General features: G+C 76.9%; 2 protein-coding genes and 1 pseudogene. 2 read left to right on the top strand and 1 reads right to left on the bottom strand.

Annotated elements, in window-relative coordinates; genetic code table 11:
* A partial coding sequence (locus MXD95_RS07475) for a VWA domain-containing protein (RefSeq protein WP_518455372.1) occupies positions 1-2,660 on the bottom strand: 2,660 nt, incomplete at its 3' end.
* Positions 2,661-3,484: 824 nt separating this feature from the next.
* On the opposite strand from MXD95_RS07475, the gene MXD95_RS29565 reads away from it, so the two are divergent.
* Positions 3,485-3,961 carry a pentapeptide repeat-containing protein gene (locus MXD95_RS29565; RefSeq protein WP_250639807.1) on the top strand — a complete coding sequence of 159 codons (477 nt, stop codon included), beginning with the start codon at positions 3,485-3,487 and terminating at the stop codon, positions 3,959-3,961.
* Between the two features lie 122 nt (positions 3,962-4,083).
* Positions 4,084-4,376, top strand: a pseudogene (locus MXD95_RS28435) (hypothetical protein); the annotation flags it as partial.

Genomic DNA, 4,376 nt, shown 5'->3' with positions numbered 1-4,376 from the left:
CCGCCGTGGCCCGCGCCGCCGCGCGGGTGGCCGCCGGCGCTGGCGCGTCCGGTGGTGGCGCGCAGGGCGCGGGCGACGGGCAGCGGGTCGCCGCCGGCGGTGGCCCGCCCGTCGGTGACGACGACGAGCAGGGCGCGGCGGGTGGGGTCGCGGCGCCGTTCGGCGGCGAGGACCTGGCCGGCGCGTCGCAGGCCGTCGGCCAGGGGGGTGCGTCCGCCGGTGGGCAGGGCGCGCAGTTTCGCCGCTCCGGCCTCGATGCTGGAGGTGGGGGGTAGCACGACCTCGGCGCCGGACCCCCGGAAGGTGATCATGCCGATGCGGTCGCGGCGCTGGTAGGCGTCGACGAGCAGGGCGAGGACCGCGGTGGTGACCAGGGTCATCCGGGTGCGGGCGGCCATCGACCCGGAGGCGTCGACGACGAACAGCACCAGGTTGCCCTCGCGGGCGATGCGGTGCGCGCCGCGCCGGTCGGTGGCGGCCAGGCGCGGTGCCGGCCCGTCGGCGGGGCCGCGCCGTCCGCGGGTGTGCTGGTGGGGGGCGGCGGCGAGCAGGGTGGCGGGTAGGTGCAGGCCGGGGGCGTTCGCGCTGGTGGCGACGATCGCGCCGCGGGCGGAGCGGGCCAGGGAGCGCCGTCCGGTGGCCGAGGTGGTCGCGCCGAGCCCGGCGACTTTCAGTGTCCGGGGCCGGAACAGTGTCCCCGGCGCGGCGGCCATCCCCGTCGCCGCCGGACCGTTGCGGCCCGCGCCGCGCCCGCCGCCCCGGCCGGCGCCGCCATGGTCGCGCTGGGCGGCCAGGCCAGGCTCGCCGGGACGGGGCGGCAGGCCCAGTCCCGGGCGGCCGCCGGTGGGTGGCAGTCCAGGATGCCGCGTGTCCGGCCGGGGCGGCGGGACTGGCGGCGTGCCGGGGTGCGAGGTGCCGGGGTATCCGGGGTGGAAGGTGCCGGAGTCGGGTGCGGTCGGTGCCGGCACGCCGTCATCCCCCGTGCCGCCGTCTGCCGCGCCGTCGCCTGTCGCACTGCTTTGCGTCGGACTGTTCTTCCCGGCGGTGCTCTGCGTCGCGAGGCCGTTCGCGGTGGTTCCGTCGTGTGCTGGCTGCTCACCGGGGTCGGCCGGCTCGGGGTCGCGTTCGTCGCCGCGAAGGCTGGGGCCGTCGGGTCCGGCAGGGTCGTGACGGTCGAGATCCAGAAAGTCGGCAAGGTCGGCGCCGTCGGGGTCCAGGTCGAAGGGGTTCGTCTCCCAGGGGTCGAGCGGTGTCACATCGTCGCCGATATCCCCGCCGGTCGTCGCCGTCGTCGCCTCGGCCGACTCCGCGCGACCGGGTCCCGTCGAGCCCGGTGGTGGGGTCCGCCCGGGATCGCCGGGCCCGCCCTCACCCTCACCACCCTCACCGGCCTCACCGGAGTCCGGCCGCCCGTCGCCGTCGTCCGCGGCGCCCCGCGAGGTCGACGGCCGGTCACCGTGACGCTCGGCGTCGTGGTCCTCGGCCGCACGGCGGGCAGCCTCGGCCGCGCGGCGGGCGGCGCTCGCGCGGCGGGCGGCGCTCTCCTGGTCGACGGCGCCGTCGAGGCCGGCCAGGGCGCCGTCGAGGATGGCGGACAGGGTGGCGTCGTCGAGGTCGGGGGCGTCGAACGGGCCGCGGCGGCGCCGGTGGGGCAGGGCGAGGCGGGCGCCGGTGCGCAGGTCGGCGGCGCGCACGGTGTCCCGGCCCGACCAGGCGGCGAACGCGAGCGCGGTGCGGGCGAGCACGACGTCGGCGCGCATCCCGTCGACGTCGCAGCCGGCGCAGATCGCGGCGACCGCGCGCAGCGCCGCGTCGGTGAGCAGCACCGTCCCCAGTCGAGCGCTGGCGGCGGCGACGCGGGCGGCGAGGCGCTGCTGGGCGGGTGCCCAGGCGGCGGTGAATCCGGCGGGGTCGCCGTCGTAGGCGAGCCGTCGGCGCACCACCTTGGCGCGAAGCGCCGGGTCCCGGCTCGCGGCGACGGTGACGGTGAGCGCGAACCGGTCGAGCAGCTGCGGGCGCAGCTCGCCTTCCTCCGGGTTCATCGTTCCGACGAGCAGGAACCGGGCGGGGTGCTGGGCGGAGATGCCGTCGCGTTCGACGTGGGCGATGCCGGTGGCGGCCGCGTCGAGCAGGACGTCGACGAGATGGTCGCCGAGCAGGTTCACCTCGTCGACGTAGAGGATGCCGCGGTGGGCGGCGGCGAGCAGCCCCGGGCGCAGCGCGCTGACCCCGTCGGTGAGGGCCCGGTCGAGGTCGAGGCTGCCCGTCACCCGGTCCTCGGAGGCGCCGACCGGCAGTTCGACCAGGCGCACCGGCCGGCTGTGGGAGGTGACGCCGGGTGGATGCGGCCCGTCGGGGCAGTGCGGGTCGGGGGCGTGTGGCGGGCAGGCGAACCGGCAGCCGGCCACGACCTCGACCGGTGTGAGCAGCGCGGCCAGGCCCCGCACGGCGGTCGACTTGGCCGTGCCCTTCTCCCCGCGGACCAGCAGCCCGCCGAGGGTGGGGCTGACCGCGTTGAGCAGCAGTGCCAGGCGCAGGTCATCCATGCCGACGACCGCTGCCAGGGGAAAACCCCCCGGCTCGGCCGGCTCGGGTGCGCCGCTGGCGGGTGGGTCGCTGGCGGGTAGGTCGGTGGCTGGTGCGTCGGGTATGGCAGGCATGCGGCTGGTCCTCCCCAGGTCCTCGCCCGTGGTCGTCCACCGCGACGGCCGGAGTATCCTGGCTTCCGGATCATCCGCGTCCGCTCTCGGTCTTCCAGCCGCCAAGGCGGCCGTGACCTGTCTGCCCCCTGCCTGGTCCGGGTGGGTTCCCAGGCCAGGTAGGGCGGGGCGGGCACCGCGGGATCCGCGCGGCGGCCGGGGCCGCCGTACGGCGCCCGCGGGAGGGCGGCGCTGTCCGGTGACAGTGGCGGGACCGCGCCGGATTCACACCGGCTTCCTCCGCTAGCTGTCGCGTCCGCCAGCATGTCACATCCGTCCACGTCCAGGTCCGTCGTCGCGGGAGGTCGCTCGTGTCCACGCCCCCACCACGCCCCCACCGCGCACCGACCCGACCAGCACGGACGTGACCGCGAGGGATGTGACCGGCGTGCGGCTTCTGTTGCGGGCCGACTGCGGACGGTGCGCGGGGCTGTGCTGTGTGGTGCCGGGGTTCGCGGTGTCGGCGGACTTCCCGATCAGCAAGGCTCCCGGTGTGCCCTGCCGGCACCTGGCCGTCGACTCCACCTGCGTCGTCCACAGCGAGCTGCGCGGCCGGGGCTTCCACGGCTGTGTCGCCTTCGACTGTCTCGGGGCCGGCCAGCGTGTCACCCAGGTCACCTTCGCCGGGGCTGACTGGCGTGCGGATCCGGACACCGCGGCCGCGATGGGCGACGTGTTCACCGTCATGCGTGGCCTGCACGAGGCGCTCTACCACCTGAGCGAGGCCCTCACCGTCCTCGCCCCGACCCCCGCCGCGGACCCGACGGCGCTGGTCGGACGGCTGCGTGCGCTGTTCGCCGAGACACTGGCGCTGTGCGACGCGGACGCGGACGAGCTGCGCGCTGTCGATCTCGACCCGCACCACCGGGCCGTCCATCTGGCGCTCACCGCGGCGAGTGTCCTGCTGCGCGCCGCCGACCGGGGCGGGAACACCGCGAAGCTACCGGCACGCGGGCATCTTCTCGGCGCCCGGTTGGCCGGGGCGGACCTGCGGGGGGGCGGACCTGTCCGGACGGCTGCTGCTCGGCGCGGACCTGCGCCGCGCCGACCTTCGCGCCGCGGACCTGCGGGGCGCGGACCTACGCGGCGCCGATCTGCGCGGCGCGGACCTGCGCGGCACCTGGTTCCTCACCTCCATGCAGCTCGCCTCCGCCCGCGGCGACCTCTCCACCCGACTGTCCGCCGGCCACGACCATCCCGCGCATTGGACAGCCACCCCCACCCCCACCGCCGACGACGCCGCAGCCGTGGCGCATCCGTAGGGATGAACCGCCGTCATCGCTTGGTGCACGCGGGTCGCGCAGGCTCGCTTCTCCGGGGGCTGGCGGGCGCAAGGCGCTACTCGCGCTGATTCAGGGTCGAGTAGGAACGGAACAGTGGGCCGGTGTTGGTGTCGCATCTGTTGACAGCCCTGGTGCTGGCTGGTCAGGCTGGCCGGGTGAGTTCGGCGAAGGTCGCGTTCTTGCGGACGGATGTCGAGCGGCTGTGCGTTGAGCTGTCCGAGTTGGCGCCGGCGTTGCGGCTGCGGGTGTTGACGGAGCTGCGGGCAGCGGTGGATGAGGTGACCTCGCCGGGGGGGGGGGGGGGGGGGGGGGGGGGGGGCGCCCCGCGGGCCGGGGGGGGGGGGGGGGGGGGGGGGGGGGGGCGGGGGTGGGGCCCGTCGCCCACAATCACGCA

The sequence above is a fragment of the Frankia sp. AiPa1 genome, from assembly GCF_023243075.1.
In the GTDB taxonomy this organism is placed as follows: domain Bacteria; phylum Actinomycetota; class Actinomycetes; order Frankiales; family Frankiaceae; genus Frankia.
This window is presented reverse-complemented; position numbering and strand designations above follow the sequence as displayed.